Genomic DNA, 19,983 nt, shown 5'->3' with positions numbered 1-19,983 from the left:
CCGGGAGTTTACCAGGCATCCTCGATGGAATCGATGTCCGGAAGCAGCGGCGCAAGCTCCGGCAGGCGTTCCAAGGAATCGATGCCTAGAAGCTCCAAAAACAGCTCGGTGGTGACGTAGCGGTGCGCGCCGTGATCCGGCGCGTCCTCCCCTGCCTCCCCCGGGTCCACCTCGGCGATCAGCCCTCGCAGTGCGAGCGTGCGCATCACGCCGTCCACGTTCACGCCGCGCACGCCCGCGACCTGCGCGCGGGTGACCGGCTGGCGGTACGCCACCACCGCGAGTGTTTCCATCGCCGCGCGAGACAGCTTCTTCTGCGTGCCATCCAGCAGGAACGCCTCCACCGCGTCGGCGTTGTCGGTGCGGGTGTACAGGCGCCAGCCCTCCGCGGTTTCGCGCAGGTCCATGCCGGAGCCGCGCTCGTCCAGCTCGCGGGCGAATTCGCGCAGCAGGTCGGATACTTCCTCGTTCGTCGCGCCGAGCGCACTTGCCAGCTGCTCCACGGCGACGGGCGCGTCGATGACCAGCAGCACCGACTCGATGCGGGAGCGCAGCTGGGAGACCATGGGCAAGCTATCCATGCTTCGGCAGTGTATCGGGTGTCGTATGCCGGCCCGGCGCTTACGTCCAGTTCGAGGCGGCAACGACCGCTGGGTCCACCTCAAGCCCGGTCCAGGACACATCCAGGCGCCCGAGCGCTTCCGGCTGCTCCGTCTCCACGGCCTTGGCCTTGTACAGCTCCAGCAGCGCCAGGAACCTGCCCACTACCTCCATGGATCGGGTGCAATCGCGCGTGAGCGCCGCGAACGTCAGCCATGAGCCGGCACCCGCCAGCTTCAGCGTGTCCAGGATCTTGCCCGCCTGTTCTGGCACGGACACCGCTTGTGCGTGCAGGTGGTCTGTGCGCACCTCCTCCGGCGGCCGGGGGCGGAACACGCTGGCGGCTAGCTCGGCGAAACTCGCAGCTGTGTGCCCGAGATCCACCGGCGGCAGCAGGTCCACGAACCGCGGCTCCATGGAAACCGCGCGCGGGTAGCGCCGCAGCGCGAGCTTTTGCCACTCGGCGAACTGGTCGGCCACGCGTTGGTAGGCGCGGTATTGCAGCAGGCGCGCGAACAGCAGGTCGCGCGCCTCCAAAAGCTCGAGATCCTCGATGTTGTCGCCGTCGTTTCCCGGAAGCAGGCGCGCGGTCTTCAGGTCCAGCAGGGTCGCCGCGACGACGAGGAACTCAGTGACCTCGTCCAGTGCCTCCGTCTCCCCGAGCGCGCGCGTATAGGCGATGAACTCGTCGGTCACCTCTGCCAACGCCACCTCTGTCACGTCCAGCTTCTTCGACTGGATCAGCGTGAGCAGCAGGTCGAACGGCCCCTCAAAGTTCTTCAGAGCCAGGGTGAACCCGGTGATCTCCGGCTGGGGGTACTGCTCGGGCGCTGCCGCCACCACTAGCTGGTGCGCTCCAGCACCTCGAGCGCAAGGTTGCGGTACTGGTCCGCGCCCTGGGAGTTCGGCGCCCAGGTAATGATCGGCTCGCCGGCCACAGATGTCTCCGGGAAGCGCACGGTGCGGGTGATCACGGTGTCGAAGACGCGCTCGCCGAAGACCTCCACCACCCGGTCCATCACCTCGCGGGCATGGGTGGTGCGGCGGTCGAACATGGTCACCAGGATGCCCACGATGTCCAGGTCGAAGTTGATGCGGTCGCGCACCTTCTCCACTGTGTCTGTGAGCAGTGCCAAGCCGCGCAGGGAGAAGTATTCGCACTCCATTGGAATGATCACGCCGTGGGAGCAGGCAAGCGCGTTGACGGTGAGCAGGCCGAGGGACGGCCCGCAGTCGAGGATGATGAAGTCGTACTCGTTTCGCACCGGACGCAGGGCGCGGGCGAGCGTGTGCTCGCGCCCGACCTCGTTGACCAGCTGGATCTCCGCCGCCGACAGGTCGATGTTGGCGGGCACCACATCCAGGCCGGAGACGTTGGTCGTGTTAATCGCGGCGTGGATGCTCGCGGTGTTATCGAACAGCAGGTCGTAGACGGTGACCTGCTCCTCTTCGTAGGAAACGCCCAGACCTGCCGAGAGCGCGCCCTGCGGGTCCAGGTCCACGAGAAGCACCTTGCGGCCTTGTTCCGCCAGGCAGGCGCCGAGGTTGATCGTCGAGGTGGTTTTGCCCACGCCACCCTTCTGGTTGACCATGGAGATCACCGTGGCGGGCCCGTGCTTGTCCAGCTCCTTCGGCTGGGCAAATTCGCGCCAGGGCCGCCCGGTCAGAAACGTCTTCTGGTCCGCAGCGTCAAACAGCGCCTCGTCCGCCATGGCCGGTCCTTCCCTCAATCACGTCCAAACCCTTGACTTCCGCCATCTTACAACGTTGTCATTACGCCTGCGCGCGCCTCCGGCGCAGGAACACAATCAGCACCGCGATTGCCGCCAGCAACGCAGCTCCAGCGATCGCAAGGGGCACAACATCGCTTAACGACGACGTCTCGTCAACCCCACGGCCTTGACCATCCTGGTTCGCGTAGTTGCCGTACTGATTGTCCTCGTTGCTGTCGCCGGCCTGCTCCACAGGAACGTTGGTCGAGGTGATCACCGCGACGAAATCCGCTTTGCCGTCGCGTACCATTTCCATAATGAACGGGTTGTCCGGTGTCTCCCCCTCCGGATAGGTCAGGGTGATCGTGCGTTTGCCCTTATCAATCTCGCGCTTCACGCCCTCAATGACCTGTCCGTTGACGTCCAGGTACCGCAGCGTGGCGCCCTCCGTGTCGTAGCTGGCGTACTTCATCAGGTCCTTGACACGGCTCATCGGCACCTTCACCACGATCGTGTTGCCCTGAATTTCGCCATCGAAGTACAGCTTGGTCGCGGCAGCATCGTCAGCGGGCTCCGCCTTAGACCGCGACGGGCGCGACACCGCCGGGGCGCTGCCGCCACCGTTATCGTCTGCGTTAGCCTCACCGGGCTGGCCACCTTGGCCGCCTTGGCCACCTTTGCCGGCGCTGGCCCCGCCGCCGGAGCTAGTGTCATTACCCTCCCCGCGGGACGCGCCGCCGTCAGCCTCGCCATCCGCGGCTTCGCCGTCAGCAGCGGCACCGCCGCCTCCCCCGCTGGTACCACCGGACTCGCCGGAGTCCCCGCCGACATCCGCGGAGCCATCGCTGACAGCGACCAGGTTCACCGTCGCCGAGTAGCCGCCCGCGCTAGCCGGCACCGCCGCCGTAGCGCCCGGCTGGTTCGGCGCGCTCACGGTCACGGACGTGCCCGAGGACGTTACCGTCCATCCGCCCGAAGAGTAGTTCACGTCCACCGGAACGCCCACGTCAACGGTCGTGCTCTCGCCCGCCGGAACAGAGATCTCCCCGGGGATCATGGACTGCACTTCCTCCGGGCTCATGCCGCCTGGAAGCTGCGCGTGCGCCACCGGAGCGATCGGAGCCGCAAGAAGCAGGGCGGCAGGCACGGCGATCAGCGCAGCGCGGCGCGTGGTGCGCGGTGTGAAAGATGCGGGTCGCATAGATAGTTCTCCCGTTAAATGTGTGGGTCAATCAAGCAGCCGAGTCTACGCACGTGGGTGCGTACTGCGCCAAACTTCGCGCAGGTTATCGGCTGTGATGTGGGTGTAAATCTGCGTGGTGGTCACTGAGGCGTGCCCGAGGAGTTCCTGAACGCTTCGCACGTCCGCCCCGCCTTCCAGCAAGTGCGTGGCAAACGAATGCCGCAATGTGTGTGGCGAGATGTCCTTGTCAATACCCGCCCGGTCTGCCGCAGCCTTGATCGCGTTCCACGCGCTTTGGCGGGACAACGCTCCGCCGCGCTTATTCAGCAGCAGCGCGTGCGAGGTCCCGTTGGCAAACGTCGGACGCCCGCGCACCAAGTACGCCTCCAGTGCCTCCTGCGCCTTTGATCCCAGCGGCACCAATCGTTGTTTGTTGCCCTTGCCAGTCACCGCGAGCACGCCGCCGTACTCGCCGTCCAAGGCGGCGCTGGCGTCGTCGACGCTTAAGCCCAGCACTTCCGAGACACGGGCGCCGGTGGCGTAGAGCGTCTCCAACAGCGCTTTGTCGCGCAGGCCGGATGGGGTTTCGGTCGGGCATGCGTCGAGAAGCTTGGCCACCTCTTCGATGCTCAAGGTGTCTGGCAGCCGCTCGCCGGTCCGCGGCGGCGAGACCTCAGCGGCCGCGTCAGCTGGCAGGACGCCCTCGTCCACACCGAACTTGTGCAGACCGCGCGCGACGGTCAGCGCGCGCCCTGCCGAGGACGCGGCCAGGGGCTTCGCCCCGTCCACACCGCGGCGCAGGTCCGCGACGTACGCCTCGATGTCGGCGGCGCTGACCTGACTCAAATCCGTTTTGCCAACCGCGGCCAGCCACGCGGTGTAGCGGTGCACATCGCGTGTGTAGTTGCTCAGTGTGTGGGGTGACACGCCCCTTTCGACGGCAAGATGGGTCAGCCAGCGCTGCGCCAGCGCCTCCGCGTCCACCGGCTAGACCCGTTTCATGTCCGGCACGATGCCTTCTTCCGCGCGGCGGTTGGCCAAAGAAGTCGGGCGCAGGTGGAACGGCTCGTCGACAGGCCTGGGTTTTTCGCCCCGGGCCACCAGGCGCGCGGCCGCGAGGATGCCGGAGACCGCAATCGAGTTGACCACTTCGCCGCGCAGCGCCTTATCAGCGGCCTCCTCCAGGTCCACCCACGCAAAGCCCATGTCGGCCTCCTCGTTTTCGGCCTCGGGACGTTCCACTTCGTGCAGGCCGCGGGCAATGAACACCCGCACTGCTTCCTCCGCGAACCCCGGCGAGGTGACTAAGTCCACCAGCACGCCCCACTCGTCCGCAGCCAGGCCCGCCTCCTCCTGCAGTTCCCGCTTCGCGCAGCTCAGCTCGTCCTCCGCGTGCATGTCCAACAGCCCGGCGGGAAGCTCCAGCAGGCGCTCACCCACGCTGTGGCGGTACTGCTCCACCAGCGCCACGCGCCCCTGATCGTCCAGCGCGACCACGGCGACGGCGCCGAAGTGCTCCACAATCTCGCGCGCCGCCTCGTTGCCGCCCGGCATAACCACCTGGTCGCGGCGCACCGCGATGATTGGCGCGTCAAGGACGACTTCGGATCCAGTGACAGTGAATTCGTGGCTCATGGGCACAAGCCTACGAGCCTTAAGCCCCGCCGCCACCACTGGACACAGCAAGCACGGACTTGATGCGCCCGGCCTCCGCGTCCACGCCGCCGACAGTCTTTATCCCGCTGATCGCATCGGGCTCAGCGCCCTGGGTAGCCAGCGCGGTTTTGCCTTCTGCCCCGAGCGCCTTGGCAAAGTCGCCGATGACCTGTGCGCTGAAGTCGCTAGTACGCGCCGGGCCGTCCACGATCACCACAGCGCCGGCGGGCACGATGGAACCGCTGAATTCGATAAACCCGGCCTGCTGCAGTGAGTCCAGCACAAGCGTGCGGTCATCCGGCAGAGTTTTGGATTCGCCGGAAGTGCCGTCGTCGAACAGCACGGTCGCGAGGGACTGACCTGCGTGAAGCCCCGGGGAGCGGTCCTCCACCGACAGCTTCGCACCTGAAGGCAGTGTGTTTGCGACGATGCTGGACAGCTCGTCCGCGCCCGCCTGGTCGGAGAAACGCTCCGTCAGCGTCAGCTCTCCGGAATCGGATGCTCCGGCGGCGTTGAGCAGCCAGCGCACGGACTCGACATCTTCTGCGTCCGCCGCGGCCGTGCGCACGATGGTCACCGGCACGTCCTTGAGCGCACCAGAGACGATGGAGCCGGATTCCTGCGCCAACAGGTCGTTCGCCTCCTCTGCTCGCGCCTGCGCGGCCTCGTATTCCGCATCGTCTACGACTGGCTTCGCGGGGGCGTCAGCCTTGTACTGGGAGAAGCCGAGGTCTACATTTCCCGGCATCGCTGGTGCCAGCACTAAAGCGCCCAGCGCGATTCCGAGCGCTGCGCCCCATCCCAGGCCAGCTGCGATGAGGCCTACCCTGCCTTGAGTCTTCGCCATCAGACACTGCCCTCCTAGTTAGTCCAGCCATCGAACCAGCCGCGCACCGTCAGCGCGATGGTGTTCCAGGTGTCCACGAGGTTGTCGGCGAAGTTGCCGTTGCCGCCCAGCCCGGCGATCAGGATCGCCACCGCGGCAGCGACCAGCACGCCGAGGATCGCCCACGCCCATGCCACACCTGCGCCGGACTCGACAGCGTACAGGTTGGTAATCACGGAGGAATCCACAATCTTGCGCCCCGCCTTCAGCCGCGCGAGCAGCGCCGCCGGTTCCGTGGCCGGGGTGCCCTCGGTGGTAGCGGAATCCGCGAAGATACGGTCCAGCTCCACCGGCTGGCCCACGGTGACGATCATCTCGGCGTCGTGGAACGTCGCCAGCAAAATCGCGAGGTCCGTCGGGGAATCTGTCGCGGCTGGGAACGTCATGGCCCCCACGCCCAGATCCTGAATGCGTTCCAAACCAGGCGCGTAGCCGTCCGGCTCCGCGGGCAAAATCACCTTCGCGTCCGAGCGCAGGTTCTCAGACGCCACGTCCTTCGGGTCGCCCACGATGATGTCCGGCGCGTAGCCCATGGACGCAAGCGTGTCCGCTGCGGAACCCACACCGATGACAACCGGCGTGTATTCCTGCATGAAGTTCTTCAGTTCCTCCATGCGCTGGCGAGTGTCGGGAGCCGGCGAGACCACCAGCACCTTGCGCTCGGTCATGATGTCGCCGAGTTCCGGGGCACCGACGCCGTCGATAAGCAGCGCCGCCTCCGAGTGGATGAACTCGATGGTGTTGCCGAAGTAGGCCTCCATGTTCTCCACCAGGCCGCGCTGGGCCTGGGAGAACGTGGCGTCGACCTCGGTGCGGGTCACCGGCTGCGCTTGGCCGGCGGCCTTGCGCCCCACGGTGATCTGGCCGGTCGGCGACACAGTAGCTTTCTTGCCGTCGCGGATCTTCCCGCGCAGGTCCGTGCCAGCTGCTTCGAACAGCGGCACGCCGGCGTCGAGAAGCAAGTGCGGGCCGAACGTGGGCAGCGTGCCAGTGGAGTACGGCGCGAGGTTGACCACCGCCGCCGGGCGACGCGCGATAATCTGCTCAGCCAAGCGGCGCTGCATGTCGGGTGCGTCCACGAATACGATGTCGCCCTCGCTAAGCTTGCCCAGTCCCTTGCCCTGCGGGGTGCAGTCGCGCAAGGTGCCGCGCAGCTCGGACGCGGGCGGTTCCTTGGTCGGTTCTTGAGCGGAGGGTGCAACAGTCATGCGCACCATTGTGCAACGATGACCTGCCTGAACCGGGGAGGCGCGCGGGGAACTAACCGCGCAACTGCGCCACCTCACCCTGTGCGCGCTCGAACAGCTCGGCGGCATGGGCGCGGCCGGTGTCCGAATCGTCCATGCCGGCCATCATGCGGGCCAACTCCTCGATGCGTTCTTCCTTTTGCAACGCAGCAACACCGGAGGTCACGGCCACGTCACCGATGTCCTTGGACACGTGCAGGTGCGTGTCAGCATAGGCTGCGACCTGCGGCAGGTGCGTGACCACAATGACCTGGTTGCCGCGGGCCAGACGCGCAAGGCGCCGGCCGATCTCCACTGCTGCGCGCCCGCCCACGCCCGCGTCCACTTCGTCGAAGACAAGCGTTGCGCCGCTGGAGGATTCGGACAAGATGACCTCCAGCGCGAGCATCACACGCGACAGCTCGCCGCCGGAGGCGCTCGTGGCCAGCGGTTTCGGCTCTAGCGCGCTATTCGGCGCGAGCAGGATCTCCACCGAGTCGGCCCCGTCGCGGCCGTACTGCGCCTGTGTGACGTTGACGGAAAGCTGCGCCTTCGGCATCGCCAGCCCGTGCAGCTCCTCGGTTACCGCCTCGCCCAACTTGCCCGCGGCTTTGGTGCGCGCCTTCGTCAGCGCGGCCGCATGCTTTTTCATCGCCTGCTCGAGCTCGGCAACCTTCGCCTTGAGCTTTTCGACGGCACCTTCCGACGTATCGATCTTCGCCAGCCGTGCCCCAGCCTTGTCGCGCCACGCCACCACACCAGCCGCGTCCGGGGCGTACTTGCGGGTCAGCCCCTTGATCTCTTGCTGGCGCTGCAGGTACCGCTCCAGCTCCTCGGGGTCGGACGGAAGTCCGCTGGTGTAGCTGCCCAGCTCCGCGGAGACGTCCGAGAGCACGCCGGCGACCTCGCCCAGCCTGGCTCCCAGGTCCCGCAGCTCCTGGTCGCTCGCACCTTCGAGCGCGGCCTGGGCGCGGCCGATCAGGTCGGAGGCGGGCTCTTCTTCCCCGCCGACACCGCCGACGGCGTCCGCGCCGTCGATAGCCACAAGCGCGGTCTCGGCGGCCTCGCGCAACGCGTCCACGTCCTGGAGACGGTTGATGGTGGCCACCAGCTCCTCGTCCTCGCCGGCCTGCGGTGCTACCGCATCGATCTCGTCGATGGCGAACTGGAGGCGGTCCACCTCCTGCGCCAGCTCCAGGCGTTTTTCAGTGCGCTCCTTCAGCTCCTTCGCGGCGCTGCGCCACGCGGTGTACGCCTCCCGGTAGGCGTCCAGTTTGGCCTGGATGGCCGGGTCGAAACGGTCGAGGGCCGCCAACTGCTGTTCCGGCGCCATCAGCCTCAGCTGGTCGTTCTGGCCGTGGATGGTGAGCAGGTGGCCCGCTAGCTCGCTCAGCGTCGCCGCCGGCACCTTGCGCCCGCCGAGGTGCGCGCTGGAGCGCCCCGAGGCCTTCACAGAGCGCGACACCAGGTACTCACCGTTTTCGTCCGGTTCGGCTCCAGCGCCGGCCGCAATAGCGTCGATAGCCTCGCGCACCTCATCCGGCAGGCCTTGGGTGCCAAACGCACCCTCCACCACCGCGCCGTCGGCGCCGGTGCGCACGCGGGAGGCGTCCGCACGCCCGCCGGTGAGCAGGCGCAGGCCTGTGACCACCATCGTCTTACCTGCGCCCGTCTCGCCAGTGAGCACAGTCAACCCCGGCGAAAGCTCGGACGAGGCGTGGCTAATCACGCCAAGGTTGGAGATAGCGATCTCAGCGAGCAAAAACGTGCCTCCCTGTCAGATTTACGCCCCGCGCGGGCCGCGCCACCCGGAAACCGGGAGCTGGAATTTGTCCACGAGCTTGTCCGTGAACGGTCTGTCGTCCAAGCGTACCCAGCGCACCCCGCGCTCGCCCCGCGCCACTTCCACGCGCGAACCGGCGGGCACCGTCAGTCGGCGCTGGCCGTCCATCACCGCGGTGGCCTGCGTGGTCTGCCGCTCCGATTCCACCGCCACAGTCGACGTCGGCGCCACCACCAGGGGCTTGGCAAACAGCGCGTGGGCGTTGTTCGGCACCACCAGGATCGCGTCCAGCTGCGGCCACATCACCGGCCCGCCCGCGGAAAACGCGTACGCGGTCGAGCCCGTCGGTGTGGAGATGAGCACGCCGTCGCAGCCGAATGAGGACACGGGGCGGAAATCCACCTCCAACGTCGCGTCCAGCACGCGGGTGCGGTCCGAGTTTTCAATACTGCACTCGTTGAGCGCCCAGCTGCGGCCGAGCACCTCCCCACCCTCGCCGAGCACAGAGATGTCCAGCGTCATCCGCTCCACCACGCGGTACGAGCGGTCGATCACCTGGCCGACGACCTTTTCCAGACTCGACGCTTCCCCTTCCGCGAGGAAACCCACGTGGCCCAAGTTGATGCCCAGCACCGGGATGTCCTGCGCACGCGCGTAGCTCGCTGCCCGCAGAAACGTTCCGTCGCCGCCGAGCACCAACACCAGCTCGCACCCCGCAGCCGCGGAGTCGTCCGCCTTCGCGCGGGTCAGCCCGCACAGCACCGGGTTGGTCTCGATGACGTCCATCTGCTCCTGCTCGAGCAGGCGGACCTCAATGCCCGCCTGCTGCAGAAGTTGCGCCGCCCGCGCCGCCGAATCAATGTTGGAGGCCCTGAACAGGTGCGGCACCAGCAGGATCTCGCGGCGTGTTGCATCACCCATCTACATCGGTCCTTCCTCGATCGCGCGATTGACCAGCGCGGTCAGTGCGGCGTCGTCAAGCTGCTGCTCGCCCCCGTCTTTCACCAACCACAAAAAGTATTCCACGTTGCCGCTCGGCCCCGGTAGCGGGGATGCCGTCGCCCCGCGCACCGACAATCCCAGCGACTGCGCGAAACGCGCGACGTCCAACGTGACCTCCGCCCGCAGCTCCGGCGAACGCACGACACCGCCGCTGCCGAGGCGGTCCCTGCCCACCTCGAACTGCGGCTTGACCATGGGCAGCATGTCCGCGCCGTCGACCATGCACTCCACCAGCGCCGGCAGCACCAGCTTCAGAGAGATGAACGACAGGTCGCCGACCATGAGATCCGCCGGCCCGCCCATCATCTCCGGGGTGAGGTTGCGGATGTTGGTCCGGTCAAGCACACGCACGCGCTCGTCGTTTTGCAGCCGCCACACCAGCTGGCCGTAGCCCACATCCACCGCGACGACCTCGCTCACGCCACGCGACAGCAGCACATCAGTAAACCCGCCGGTCGAGGCGCCAGCGTCCAACGCCTTTCGCTTCTCGACGACAAGCCCGCCCCCGCCAAACACCTCAAGCGCGCCAAGCAGCTTGTGCGCACCGCGCGACGCCCAATCGTCCACATCGTCGGTGTTGACCTTGATGGAAGCATCCGGCTCCACCACCGTCGCCGGCTTCGTGGCGGTAAAACCGCCGACCTGGACGCGACCTTCCTTGATCCAGTTCTGCGCCTGCTCACGCGAGCGCGCGATCTTGCGGCGGACCAGTTCCGCGTCGAGCCGGGTGCGTTTCGGTGCCACGGTAGCGGCCCCCTTTCGTTGCTTTAACTGTCGGGCTTAACTCTCGGACAGCGCCTCGTGCAGCACCGCGTGCGCCCGAGTCAGCGCGTCCACCTCCGCAGCGAGGCCATCGGTCGGCTCGGCAAGGATCGACTCAACGCGCTGTGTCACCTCGTCAGCGCTGACTTTCGGTGCCCGCGGGTCGCGGGGAATCGGAGCGGGGCTCATCGGCGTCACCACCACTCTGCGAGCGCCGCCTCAGCAGCGTCAGACTCCCCGCGAACCTCAACCGGCGGGTCAGGCTGCTGCCACGCCACGTCGAGCGCGGTGCGGAGGGCGGCCAAGCTGGAGGCGTCGGCGTTGCCGCCGGTGAGGACGATGGCGGAGCCGTCGATACGCGCCTCGAAGCCCTCCTGCGCACCCGGGGAGAGTTTCTCGGGCGACTCGCTAAGACCGCGCATGTCCGCCGCGATGTAGGTCGGGCGGTGCTCCGGCGGCGCCTGCAGCAGCGCGTGCGGGCCGGAAACGCCCGTGAGCACGTGCAGCGCGGGCATGCCCGCGGCGACGCCGCCGGCGATGTCCGTGTCCAGCCTGTCGCCCACAGCGAGCGGCTTGTTCATACCGCGCGACTTCGCAGCCTGGGTGAACATCGCCGGCTCCGGCTTGCCTGCCGCCTCCGGCACAACCCCGGTCGCCGAGGTCACAGCCGCGACCATGGACCCGTTGCCCACCATGAAGCCACGCTCCATCGGCAACGAGGTGTCCAGGTTCGTCGCCAGGTACTTCGCCCCTCGCTGCAGGCTCAGTGCCGCCTCCGACAGCTGGCGCCACCCGGTGTCCGGGTTATGGCCGTGCAGCACCACCTTTGGCGCATCGTCGGCGCTGTCCACGATCCGGTAGCCGGCCTCTTGAACGAGCTGACGCAGCGACGGCGCGCCCACGACGTAAACCGCATCACCCTGATCGAGATAGCGCGCCGCCATGGTCACCGCCGCCATCGCGGACGTGAGCACGTCCCCCTCAACCACACGAAGGTCAATGGCCCGGAGCATCTCCGCGACATCCTTGGCGCTGCGAGAGGCGTTGTTGGTCACGTACATCGCTGGCAGGCCCGAGGCGTTAATCGCCTCGACAGCATGCTCAATCGCCTCACCGCCAGACCAGACGGTGCCATCGAGGTCCAGCAGCAGGCCGTCATGGTTCGCCGCAAGCGTCATAGACTTAGCCCAGTTCCGCCACACGTTCGGACGCGTCAGTCATGCCGTCCACGTCAATCTTGGCCACGTGCTCGAACCACCGCTTCGCCTCAGCCTTTTCACCGGTAGCCAGAAGCGCATCAGCGTAGGCGTAGCTCAGGCGGGCCTGCTCAAAGCCCTGGGAATCCAGCGACGGGTTCAACCGCTGCAGCTGCGCAACGGCAGACTCATGCTGGCCGAGATCATGACGAGCACCAGCCAAGACGATTGCCAGCTCAATCTGGCCGGCCTCGTCCAACTCGCGCGCCTCCGGGCTGCGGCCCAGCTCCAACGCCTTCTCCGGGCGCCCAAGACCGCGCTCAGCGTCCGCCATCACGGCCAGCAAGCCAGGACCACCGGAAATACGACGGGCGGCGCGCAGCTCAGACAGCGCCTCCTTCCACTCACCGGCGTGGTACGCGACCACACCGTTGGTCTCGCGCACCACACCGACGCGCCCCGCGCGGTTCTTCGCCGCGCGCGCGTGCTGAAGCGCGAGCTTCGGGTCGTCGTAAAGCAGGTCGGTCGCCATGAGCATATGCTTTGCGACGCGCTCCGCATTATCCTTGGACAGCACCTTCAAATCCTGCAGGACAGAAGGATCCAGGTCGGAGATTTCCAGGCCCTGCGGCAGATCGGGCTCCTGCTCCTTCTGCGCCATGCGGTCCTCGCGGAAGCCTTCACGGCGCGGGTTGGATCGGTCGTGGCGCACGCCGCCACGACCCCGGCGGCGGTCCCCATCGCGTCCGCGACCTTCTCCACGTCGGCCGTCGCCACGGCGGCCGTTCCGGCCCTCTCCGCGGCCGCGTCCTCCGTCTCGGCGACGATCACCGTCTCGACCACGGCCTTCGCCCCGATGGGATCCACCACCACGGGATCCGCCCTGACCTTCACGGTTACGGGCATCGCGGCCGCCGCGCTCCCCGCGCGAGCCGTCCTTGCGACCGTTATCGCCGAAAGAGCGCTCCCGCTCTCTTCCCTCGTGCACATCTGCCATAGGGGACCTCCGTTTCTAATCTCGACCATTATAGGAAAGCTAGGCACTCGGGCACATACGGCTCCCACCACCTGCAGGTTCCGCCGCGCGCTCTCGCGCTCGCAGCCCCCGTAACCAGAACCTACCTGCGGGCTATCGCACAGACCGTATACGTGGCACCGTGTTCGCCCTGGAGAGTTCTCGGTTGGTGGGATGACGCTTCGGTTGATAAGCACCCATAGTTGGTGCAGGCGTAGTTGTCCGCAACGCGGACTTTGGTCCGACCGCCGAATTGGTGGGCGTGCACCAATGATGGGTGTTGGTGTGGTTGTCCGCAGTGCGGAGTCTCGCGCGGTGGTTTCGTACAAGTTGAAAAGCGGGCCGTTTTCGCGTGCTGTCGCTGCGGCTGTTGAATCGTGGTTGTCAACGTTTCCGGGGCCTGCCTGGCCATGCGGCGAGGTTTTCTCGTGGGTACGTTGTTGGTCGAGTAGTGGAGGTCGAGTCCATCGGTGTATGCGGGCGTACTCGACGTCCGGTACTCGACTTTCCCACAGTAGGCGTCATCGTGGCTGCGTGTGCTGGCCCCGCGATTTATGGGGCCTGTGACAGATCGCGCCCCGCCGTGTGGTTTCGCCCCGGGGCTTTATGTGTGGGCACCCATAATTGGTGTATCTCGTGTTGTCCGCAATGCGGAGTGTGGCCCGGAACCGCGATTTCATGGGTCTGCACCAATGATGGGCGATGGTCTGGTTGTCCGCAATGCGGAGTCTGGCGGGGCCAGTTTGCCATCAGGGGTTCTTATAGCAGTTGACGAGCAGGCCGTTTTCGGCCGCTGTTAGCACAGGTAGCGAGTCTCATGTGTCAACGTTTACGAGCCCGACGGCCACGTGGTCCGTGGGTGCACCCCCATAGTTGGTGTATCTGGTGTTGTCCGCAATGCGGAATCTGGCCCAGGCGCCGAATAATTTGGCGTACACCAATAATTGGCACACCTGGTGTTGTCCGCAATGCGGGAACCCGGGACATCATCCAGGCACGGACCCTAAACATGAAAAAGCACCCGCTGTAAGTGTGTGCTTACAGCGGGTGCCGTGTGTGAAGTTGTTGGGTCGGCGGTAACCTACTCTCCCACTCCCTCCCGGGGGCAGTACCATCGGCGCGGGCGGGCTTAGCTTCCGGGTTCGGAATGGGACCGGGCGTTTCCCCGCCGCCATCAACCACCGACACACCTATAAGGGGCATGGTCGGCTGATCAACAATCAGCGATATGCAATTTACGTGTCGGCCATCCGGTGGATGCCGGGTGGTGTGTTGTGTCAGTGACTGCACAGTGGACGCAAGCAACATGCTTTGTTGTGTTTCTTCGCGGTGTTCACAACCTCTTAGTGTGTGTGAATGGTGTTTATTGGTGTATTAGTACCGGTCGCCTCCACACATTACTGTGCTTCCAGGTCCGGCCTATCAACCCAGTAGTCTCCTGGGAACCTCAAATGAAACCTCATCTTAAAACAGGCTTCCCGCTTAGATGCTTTCAGCGGTTATCCCTCCCGTACGTAGCCAACCAGCCGTGCTCCTGGCGGAACAACTGGCACACTAGAGGTACGTCCGTCCCGGTCCTCTCGTACTAGGGACAGCCTTCTTCAAGTTTCAACGCGCGCGGCGGATAGAGACCGAACTGTCTCACGACGTTCTGAACCCAGCTCGCGTGCCGCTTTAATGGGCGAACAGCCCAACCCTTGGGACCTACTCCAGCCCCAGGATGCGACGAGCCGACATCGAGGTGCCAAACCATCCCGTCGATATGGACTCTTGGGGAAGATCAGCCTGTTATCCCCGGGGTACCTTTTATCCGTTGAGCGACACCACATCCACAAGTAGGTGCCGGATCACTAGTCCCGACTTTCGTCCCTGCTCGACTAGTAAGTCTCGCAGTCAAGCTCCCTTGTGCACTTACACTCTAAACACCTGATTGCCAACCAGGCTGAGGGAACCTTTGGGCGCCTCCGTTACATTTTGGGAGGCAACCGCCCCAGTTAAACTACCCACCAGGCACTGTCCCCAACCCAGATCATGGGCCAAGGTTAGATATCCACTACGGTCAGAGTGGTATTTCAACAACGACTCCACACACACTAGCGTGCATGCTTCCACATCTCCCACCTATCCTACACAAACCGCACCGAATGCCAATACCAAGCTATAGTGAAGGTCCCGGGGTCTTTTCGTCCTGCCGCGCGAAACGAGCATCTTTACTCGTACTGCAATTTCACCGGGCCTGTGGTTGAGACAGCAGGGGAGTCGTTACGCCATTCGTGCAGGTCGGAACTTACCCGACAAGGAATTTCGCTACCTTAGGATGGTTATAGTTACCACCGCCGTTTACTGGGGCTTAAATTCTCCGCTTCGACCACAACGGCCTAACGGGTCCTCTTAACCTTCCAGCACCGGGCAGGCGTCAGTCCGTATACATCAACTTCATCGTCTTCGCACGGACCTGTGTTTTTGATAAACAGTCGCTCCCCTCTCTTCTCTGCGACCCCAACCAGCTCAACACGAACATGTGTCACCGGTTGTGGTCCCCCTTCTCCCGAAGTTACGGGGGCATTTTGCCGAGTTCCTTAACCACAGTTCACCCGCTCGCCTTAGTATTTTCTACCTGACCACCTGTGTCGGTTATGGGTACGGGCCGTACATGCACATCGCTAGAGGCTTTTCTCGGCAGTACAGGATCACCAACATCACCCACACATGGGCTACGCATCACGCCTCACACTTAATGGCAACCGGATTTGACCAATGTTGCCGTGCCACACGCTTGCACCGCAATCCAATAAGCGGCTTAGCTACCTCACTGCGTCACCCCATCACTGACCTACCACGGATCAGGCCCCACGCATCACCACCAACCAACCGTCCCAAAGGACGGCAACGATCGGCGGATCAGGGTGGTTAGTCTCACCGCTTCGATACTGGGCGCGCATACACGGGTACGGGAATATCAACCCGTTAACCATCGACTACGCCTGTCGGCCTCGCCTTAGGACCCGACTCACCCTGGGAAGACGAACTTGACCCAGGAACCCTTAGTCATCCGGCGGGCAAGATTCTCACTTGCCATTCGTTACTCATGCCTGCATTCTCACTCGCATGCAGTCCACCGCTCCTTCCGATACGGCTTCACCCCACACACGACGCTCCCCTACCCAAACAACAAATGTTTGCCGCGGCTTCGGCGGTGTGCTTGAGCCCCACTGAATTGTCGGCGCGGAACCACTCGACCAGTGAGCTATTACGCACTCTTTCAAGGATGGCTGCTTCTAAGCCAACCTCCTGGCTGTCTTCGCGATCCCACATCCTTTTCCACTTAGCACACCCTTAGGGGCCTTAACCGGCGATCTGGGCTGTTTCCCTCTCGACTATGAAGCTTATCCCCCACAGTCTCACTGCAATGCACCACTTCAACCGGTATTCGGAGTTTGGCTGACGTCGCTAAGATGATAGTCCCGCTCAACCAACCAGTAGCTCTACCTCCGGCAAGCTCACATCACGCTGCACCTAAATGCATTTCGGGGAGAACCAGCTATCACGGAGTTTGATTGGCCTTTCACCCCTACCCACAGCTCATCCCCTCAGTTTTCAACCTAAGTGGGTTCGCGCCTCCACAACCTCTTACAGCTGCTTCACACTGGCCATGGGTAGATCACCCCGCTTCGGGTCCAGGACATGCCACTTGCCACCCTATTCGGATTCGCTTTCGCTACGACTACCCCACAAAAACGGGTTAACCTCGCGACATGCCGCTGACTCGCAGGCTCATTCTTCAAAAGGCACGCCATCACACACAAACAGGTGCTCTGACGGATTGTAAGCGCATGGTTTCAGGAACTCTTTCACTCCCCTCCCGGGGTACTTTTCACCATTCCCTCACGGTACTTCTCCACTATCGGTCACACTGAGTATTTAGGCTTACCGGGTGGTCCCGGCAGATTCACAGCAGATTCCACGAGCCCGCTGCTACTCGGGGAAAAACACAAACAACACAACCACACACACCTTCACGTACAGGACTCATCACCTACTCCGGTGCACCATCCCAGATGCTTCCGCTGATGCATATGCATTGCGCTTGCAGTCGGCAGCCTGCAACATTTACGCCCCACAACACCGCACACGCAACCCCTGCCAGGTATCACACGCACACGGTTTAGCCTCATCCGCTATCGCTCGCCACTACACACGGAATCACAATTGTTTTCTTCTCCTACGGGTACTGAGATGTTTCACTTCCCCGCGTCAACCCCCACACAGACTATGAATTCACCTGCGGGTAACACCACACAACCGGTGCTGGGTTTCCCCATTCGGACATCCTCGGATCAACGCTTTGTTGGCAACTCCCCGAGGCATAACGCAGCCTCACACGTCCTTCATCGGCTCAGCATGCCAAGGCATCCACCATACGCCCGTAACAAAACACACGGACACACAAACAAACAGGTACAAACACCAAAACACAAAAAAGAAAGATACTCGCGTCCACTATACAGTTCTCACACAACACAACCCCACACACAAACAACCACAACAGGCCATTCGTGTACATAGGGCCCAACAGGAACAACATTGTGCTGCCCCAGACACCCAACAGTGCACCAACGCAAAACCCTTTTGTCACGCAAAACCGGTGTATCCACCAACCCCACACACCACGCAGCACACACCCCAACATCAGCCACCAACACCACCATCGAAGCAGCATCAGCGCCTGCGGGTATGCCTCCACCCGGCAAACAAAATAGTGGCAGTCACACACTCGGCGACTCAACCACACAACACCCACAACTGTGGGCCAACAATACAAGCTCCTTAGAAAGGAGGTGATCCAGCCGCACCTTCCGGTACGGCTACCTTGTTACGACTTCGTCCCAATCGCCGATCCCACCTTCGACAGCTCCTTTTGACAGGCCACTGGCTTCGGGTGTTACCAACTTTCATGACGTGACGGGCGGTGTGTACAAGGCCCGGGAACGTATTCACCGCAGCGTTGCTGATCTGCGATTACTAGCGACTCCGACTTCATGGGGTCGAGTTGCAGACCCCAATCCGAACTACGACCGGCTTTACAGCGATTAGCTCACCCTCACAGGCTCGCAGACGCGTTGTACCGACCATTGTAGCATGTGTGAAGCCCTGGACATAAGGGGCATGATGATTTGACGTCATCCCCACCTTCCTCCGAGTTAACCCCGGCAGTCTCTCACGAGTCCCCAACCGAATTGCTGGCAACATAAGACAAGGGTTGCGCTCGTTGCGGGACTTAACCCAACATCTCACGACACGAGCTGACGACAACCATGCACCACCTGTACACCAACCACGAAGGGAAACCGTATCTCTACGGCGATCTGGTGTATGTCAAGCCCAGGTAAGGTTCTTCGCGTTGCATCGAATTAATCCACATGCTCCGCCGCTTGTGCGGGCCCCCGTCAATTCCTTTGAGTTTTAGCCTTGCGGCCGTACTCCCCAGGCGGGGCGCTTAATGCGTTAGCTACGGCACGAACCCCGTGGAAGGGACTCACACCTAGCGCCCACCGTTTACGGCATGGACTACCAGGGTATCTAATCCTGTTCGCTACCCATGCTTTCGCTCCTCAGCGTCAGTTACTGCCCAGAGACCTGCCTTCGCCATCGGTGTTCCTCCTGATATCTGCGCATTCCACCGCTACACCAGGAATTCCAGTCTCCCCTACAGCACTCAAGTTATGCCCGTATCGCCTGCAGTCCCGCAGTTAAGCTGCGGGCTTACACAAACGACGCGACAAACCACCTACGAGCTCTTTACGCCCAGTAATTCCGGACAACGCTCGCACCCTACGTATTACCGCGGCTGCTGGCACGTAGTTAGCCGGTGCTTCTTCTCCAGGTACCGTCACAAAAACGCTTCGTCCCTAGCGAAAGGAGTTTACAACCCGAAGGCCGTCATCCCCCACGCGGCGTCGCTGCATCAGGCTTGCGCCCATTGTGCAATATTCCCCACTGCTGCCTCCCGTAGGAGTCTGGGCCGTATCTCAGTCCCAATGTGGCCGTACACCCTCTCAGGCCGGCTACCCGTCGACGCCTTGGTAGGCCATTACCCCACCAACAAGCTGATAGGCCGCGAGCTCATCCCACACCGAAAAACTTTCCACCACACCATCCAAAATGTGGTCCTATCCGGTATTAGACCCAGTTTCCCAGGCTTATCCCGAAGTGCAGGGCAGATCACCCACGTGTTACTCACCCGTTCGCCACTCGAGTACCCAAGCAAGCTTGGGCCTTTCCGTTCGACTTGCATGTGTTAAGCACGCCGCCAGCGTTCATCCTGAGCCAGGATCAAACTCTCCACAAAAAACGTTTCAGCAGAAACAGGCCGTGAAAAGCCCAATACCCAACCAAAAACAAACCAACCACCAACACCCACAAACATGAGCATCAGTGACTGGCAAAAATCCAAAAATTACAAAGGTTCAACAACCAACCCCCAACCCGACGGGGTCATAAACAGGGGTCAGCCAAAAACATACGTGAAACATGTTCAACCACACCCCACGCACACCATGAACCAAACGATGACGCGATTAGTCATTGGAATTCAACCACGCCACCACCGGCACACACCCAAAAAGAGCGTCCACCACACAGTGCACAAAACAAGGGCAGGCAAACACACCCACGCAACAAAAGTACATTGGCACACTATCGAGTTCTCAAACAACACCAGCACACCCACCAACCAGAACCACACGATCCCAGCCAGAAAAAGCGGCTTCGTCAGAAGCTACACAACCAACCAACCAAAAGTCAAACTCACGTTAAACCCCGGTTAACCAGAACGTAACCCCTATTCAAATTAACTCGTCCCTCCCAACCGGCCGAACCGCTCGGAAGCAACGGATGGAAATATAACCACGAACCCAAACACAACACAAAACGCCCAGGCCAGAGGGTAAAACTGGCCTGGG

General features: G+C 63.1%; 15 protein-coding genes and 3 rRNA genes. All 18 read right to left on the bottom strand.

Annotated features, from left to right (window positions below):
• Window positions 1-8: 8 nt before the first annotated feature.
• On the bottom strand, window positions 9-581 hold the full coding sequence (scpB, locus tag CAFEL_RS05405) for an SMC-Scp complex subunit ScpB (RefSeq protein ID WP_194559219.1): 573 nt from the start codon (window positions 579-581) through the stop codon (window positions 9-11).
• 40 nt (window positions 582-621) lie between these two features.
• Entirely contained in the window at window positions 622-1,440 is an 819-nt protein-coding gene (locus CAFEL_RS05400; RefSeq protein ID WP_194559806.1) for a segregation and condensation protein A, read from the bottom strand.
• 2 nt (window positions 1,441-1,442) lie between these two features.
• A complete protein-coding gene (locus tag CAFEL_RS05395; protein ID WP_034999074.1) occupies window positions 1,443-2,312 on the bottom strand; it encodes a ParA family protein in 870 nt (289 codons plus the stop codon).
• Between the two features lie 61 nt (window positions 2,313-2,373).
• Window positions 2,374-3,513: a hypothetical protein gene (locus CAFEL_RS05390; RefSeq protein WP_194559218.1), complete on the bottom strand. Its 1,140-nt coding sequence runs from the start codon at window positions 3,511-3,513 to the stop codon at window positions 2,374-2,376.
• A gap of 45 nt (window positions 3,514-3,558) precedes the next feature.
• Complete coding sequence (gene xerD / locus CAFEL_RS05385; RefSeq protein WP_194559217.1) at window positions 3,559-4,479, bottom strand: site-specific tyrosine recombinase XerD; 921 nt, start codon at window positions 4,477-4,479, stop codon at window positions 3,559-3,561.
• 3 nt (window positions 4,480-4,482) lie between these two features.
• Complete coding sequence (locus tag CAFEL_RS05380; protein WP_194559216.1) at window positions 4,483-5,130, bottom strand: NUDIX domain-containing protein; 648 nt, start codon at window positions 5,128-5,130, stop codon at window positions 4,483-4,485.
• A 19-nt stretch (window positions 5,131-5,149) separates the two neighbouring features.
• Window positions 5,150-5,998, bottom strand: a complete 849-nt coding sequence (locus tag CAFEL_RS05375; RefSeq protein WP_194559215.1) for a copper transporter — start codon at window positions 5,996-5,998, stop codon at window positions 5,150-5,152.
• Between the two features lie 14 nt (window positions 5,999-6,012).
• Window positions 6,013-7,245 carry a putative cytokinetic ring protein SteA gene (gene steA / locus CAFEL_RS05370; protein WP_194559214.1) on the bottom strand — a complete coding sequence of 411 codons (1,233 nt, stop codon included), beginning with the start codon at window positions 7,243-7,245 and terminating at the stop codon, window positions 6,013-6,015.
• Between the two features lie 52 nt (window positions 7,246-7,297).
• Window positions 7,298-9,025, bottom strand: a complete 1,728-nt coding sequence (gene recN, locus CAFEL_RS05365) for a DNA repair protein RecN (protein ID WP_194559213.1) — start codon at window positions 9,023-9,025, stop codon at window positions 7,298-7,300.
• Between the two features lie 21 nt (window positions 9,026-9,046).
• Window positions 9,047-9,967, bottom strand: coding sequence for an NAD kinase (locus CAFEL_RS05360; RefSeq protein ID WP_194559212.1), 921 nt, complete (start codon window positions 9,965-9,967; stop codon window positions 9,047-9,049).
• Entirely contained in the window at window positions 9,968-10,792 is an 825-nt protein-coding gene (locus CAFEL_RS05355; RefSeq protein WP_194559211.1) for a TlyA family RNA methyltransferase, read from the bottom strand. It lies immediately after the preceding gene.
• 36 nt (window positions 10,793-10,828) lie between these two features.
• Window positions 10,829-10,999: a hypothetical protein gene (locus CAFEL_RS05350; protein ID WP_194559210.1), complete on the bottom strand. Its 171-nt coding sequence runs from the start codon at window positions 10,997-10,999 to the stop codon at window positions 10,829-10,831.
• 5 nt (window positions 11,000-11,004) lie between these two features.
• A complete protein-coding gene (locus CAFEL_RS05345; protein WP_194559209.1) occupies window positions 11,005-11,988 on the bottom strand; it encodes an HAD-IIA family hydrolase in 984 nt (327 codons plus the stop codon).
• Window positions 11,989-11,992: 4 nt separating this feature from the next.
• The gene (locus CAFEL_RS05340; RefSeq protein ID WP_194559208.1) at window positions 11,993-12,667 is read right to left on the bottom strand and encodes a tetratricopeptide repeat protein; all 675 of its coding nucleotides are present in this window, start codon (window positions 12,665-12,667) and stop codon (window positions 11,993-11,995) included.
• Window positions 12,586-13,032, bottom strand: coding sequence for a hypothetical protein (locus tag CAFEL_RS11230; protein ID WP_194559207.1), 447 nt, complete (start codon window positions 13,030-13,032; stop codon window positions 12,586-12,588). The genes CAFEL_RS05340 and CAFEL_RS11230 overlap by 82 nt, the downstream gene beginning before the upstream one ends.
• 1,057 nt (window positions 13,033-14,089) lie before the next feature.
• Window positions 14,090-14,207, bottom strand: a 5S ribosomal RNA gene (gene rrf, locus CAFEL_RS05335).
• Window positions 14,208-14,376: 169 nt separating this feature from the next.
• Window positions 14,377-17,461 (bottom strand): 23S ribosomal RNA (locus CAFEL_RS05330).
• A 391-nt stretch (window positions 17,462-17,852) separates the two neighbouring features.
• A 16S ribosomal RNA gene (locus CAFEL_RS05325) occupies window positions 17,853-19,370 on the bottom strand.
• The 16S, 23S and 5S rRNA genes sit together here, the layout of an rRNA operon.
• Window positions 19,371-19,983 lie beyond the last annotated feature (613 nt).

It is taken from the genome of Corynebacterium afermentans subsp. lipophilum, assembly GCF_030408375.1.
Taxonomy (GTDB): Bacteria; Actinomycetota; Actinomycetes; order Mycobacteriales; family Mycobacteriaceae; genus Corynebacterium; species Corynebacterium lipophilum.
The sequence above is the reverse complement of the archived record's forward strand: the minus strand, read 5'-3'. Positions and strand labels throughout refer to the sequence as shown.

Bases quoted from the DNA above. Each gene is read 5' to 3' on its own strand.
- CAFEL_RS05340 (WP_194559208.1), bottom strand. From the start codon at position 12,667: ATGGCGCAGAAGGAGCAGGAGCCCGATCTGCCGCAGGGCCTGGAAATC.
- CAFEL_RS11230 (WP_194559207.1), bottom strand. From the start codon at position 13,032: ATGGTCGAGATTAGAAACGGAGGTCCCCTATGGCAGATGTGCACGAGG.
- CAFEL_RS05375 (WP_194559215.1), bottom strand. From the start codon at position 5,998: ATGGCGAAGACTCAAGGCAGGGTAGGCCTCATCGCAGCTGGCCTGGGA.
- steA (WP_194559214.1), bottom strand. From the start codon at position 7,245: ATGACTGTTGCACCCTCCGCTCAAGAACCGACCAAGGAACCGCCCGCG.
- CAFEL_RS05350 (WP_194559210.1), bottom strand. From the start codon at position 10,999: ATGAGCCCCGCTCCGATTCCCCGCGACCCGCGGGCACCGAAAGTCAGC.
- CAFEL_RS05380 (WP_194559216.1), bottom strand. From the start codon at position 5,130: ATGAGCCACGAATTCACTGTCACTGGATCCGAAGTCGTCCTTGACGCG.
- CAFEL_RS05345 (WP_194559209.1), bottom strand. From the start codon at position 11,988: ATGACGCTTGCGGCGAACCATGACGGCCTGCTGCTGGACCTCGATGGC.
- CAFEL_RS05395 (WP_034999074.1), bottom strand. From the start codon at position 2,312: ATGGCGGACGAGGCGCTGTTTGACGCTGCGGACCAGAAGACGTTTCTG.
- CAFEL_RS05390 (WP_194559218.1), bottom strand. From the start codon at position 3,513: ATGCGACCCGCATCTTTCACACCGCGCACCACGCGCCGCGCTGCGCTG.
- CAFEL_RS05360 (WP_194559212.1), bottom strand. From the start codon at position 9,967: ATGGGTGATGCAACACGCCGCGAGATCCTGCTGGTGCCGCACCTGTTC.
- scpB (WP_194559219.1), bottom strand. From the start codon at position 581: ATGGATAGCTTGCCCATGGTCTCCCAGCTGCGCTCCCGCATCGAGTCG.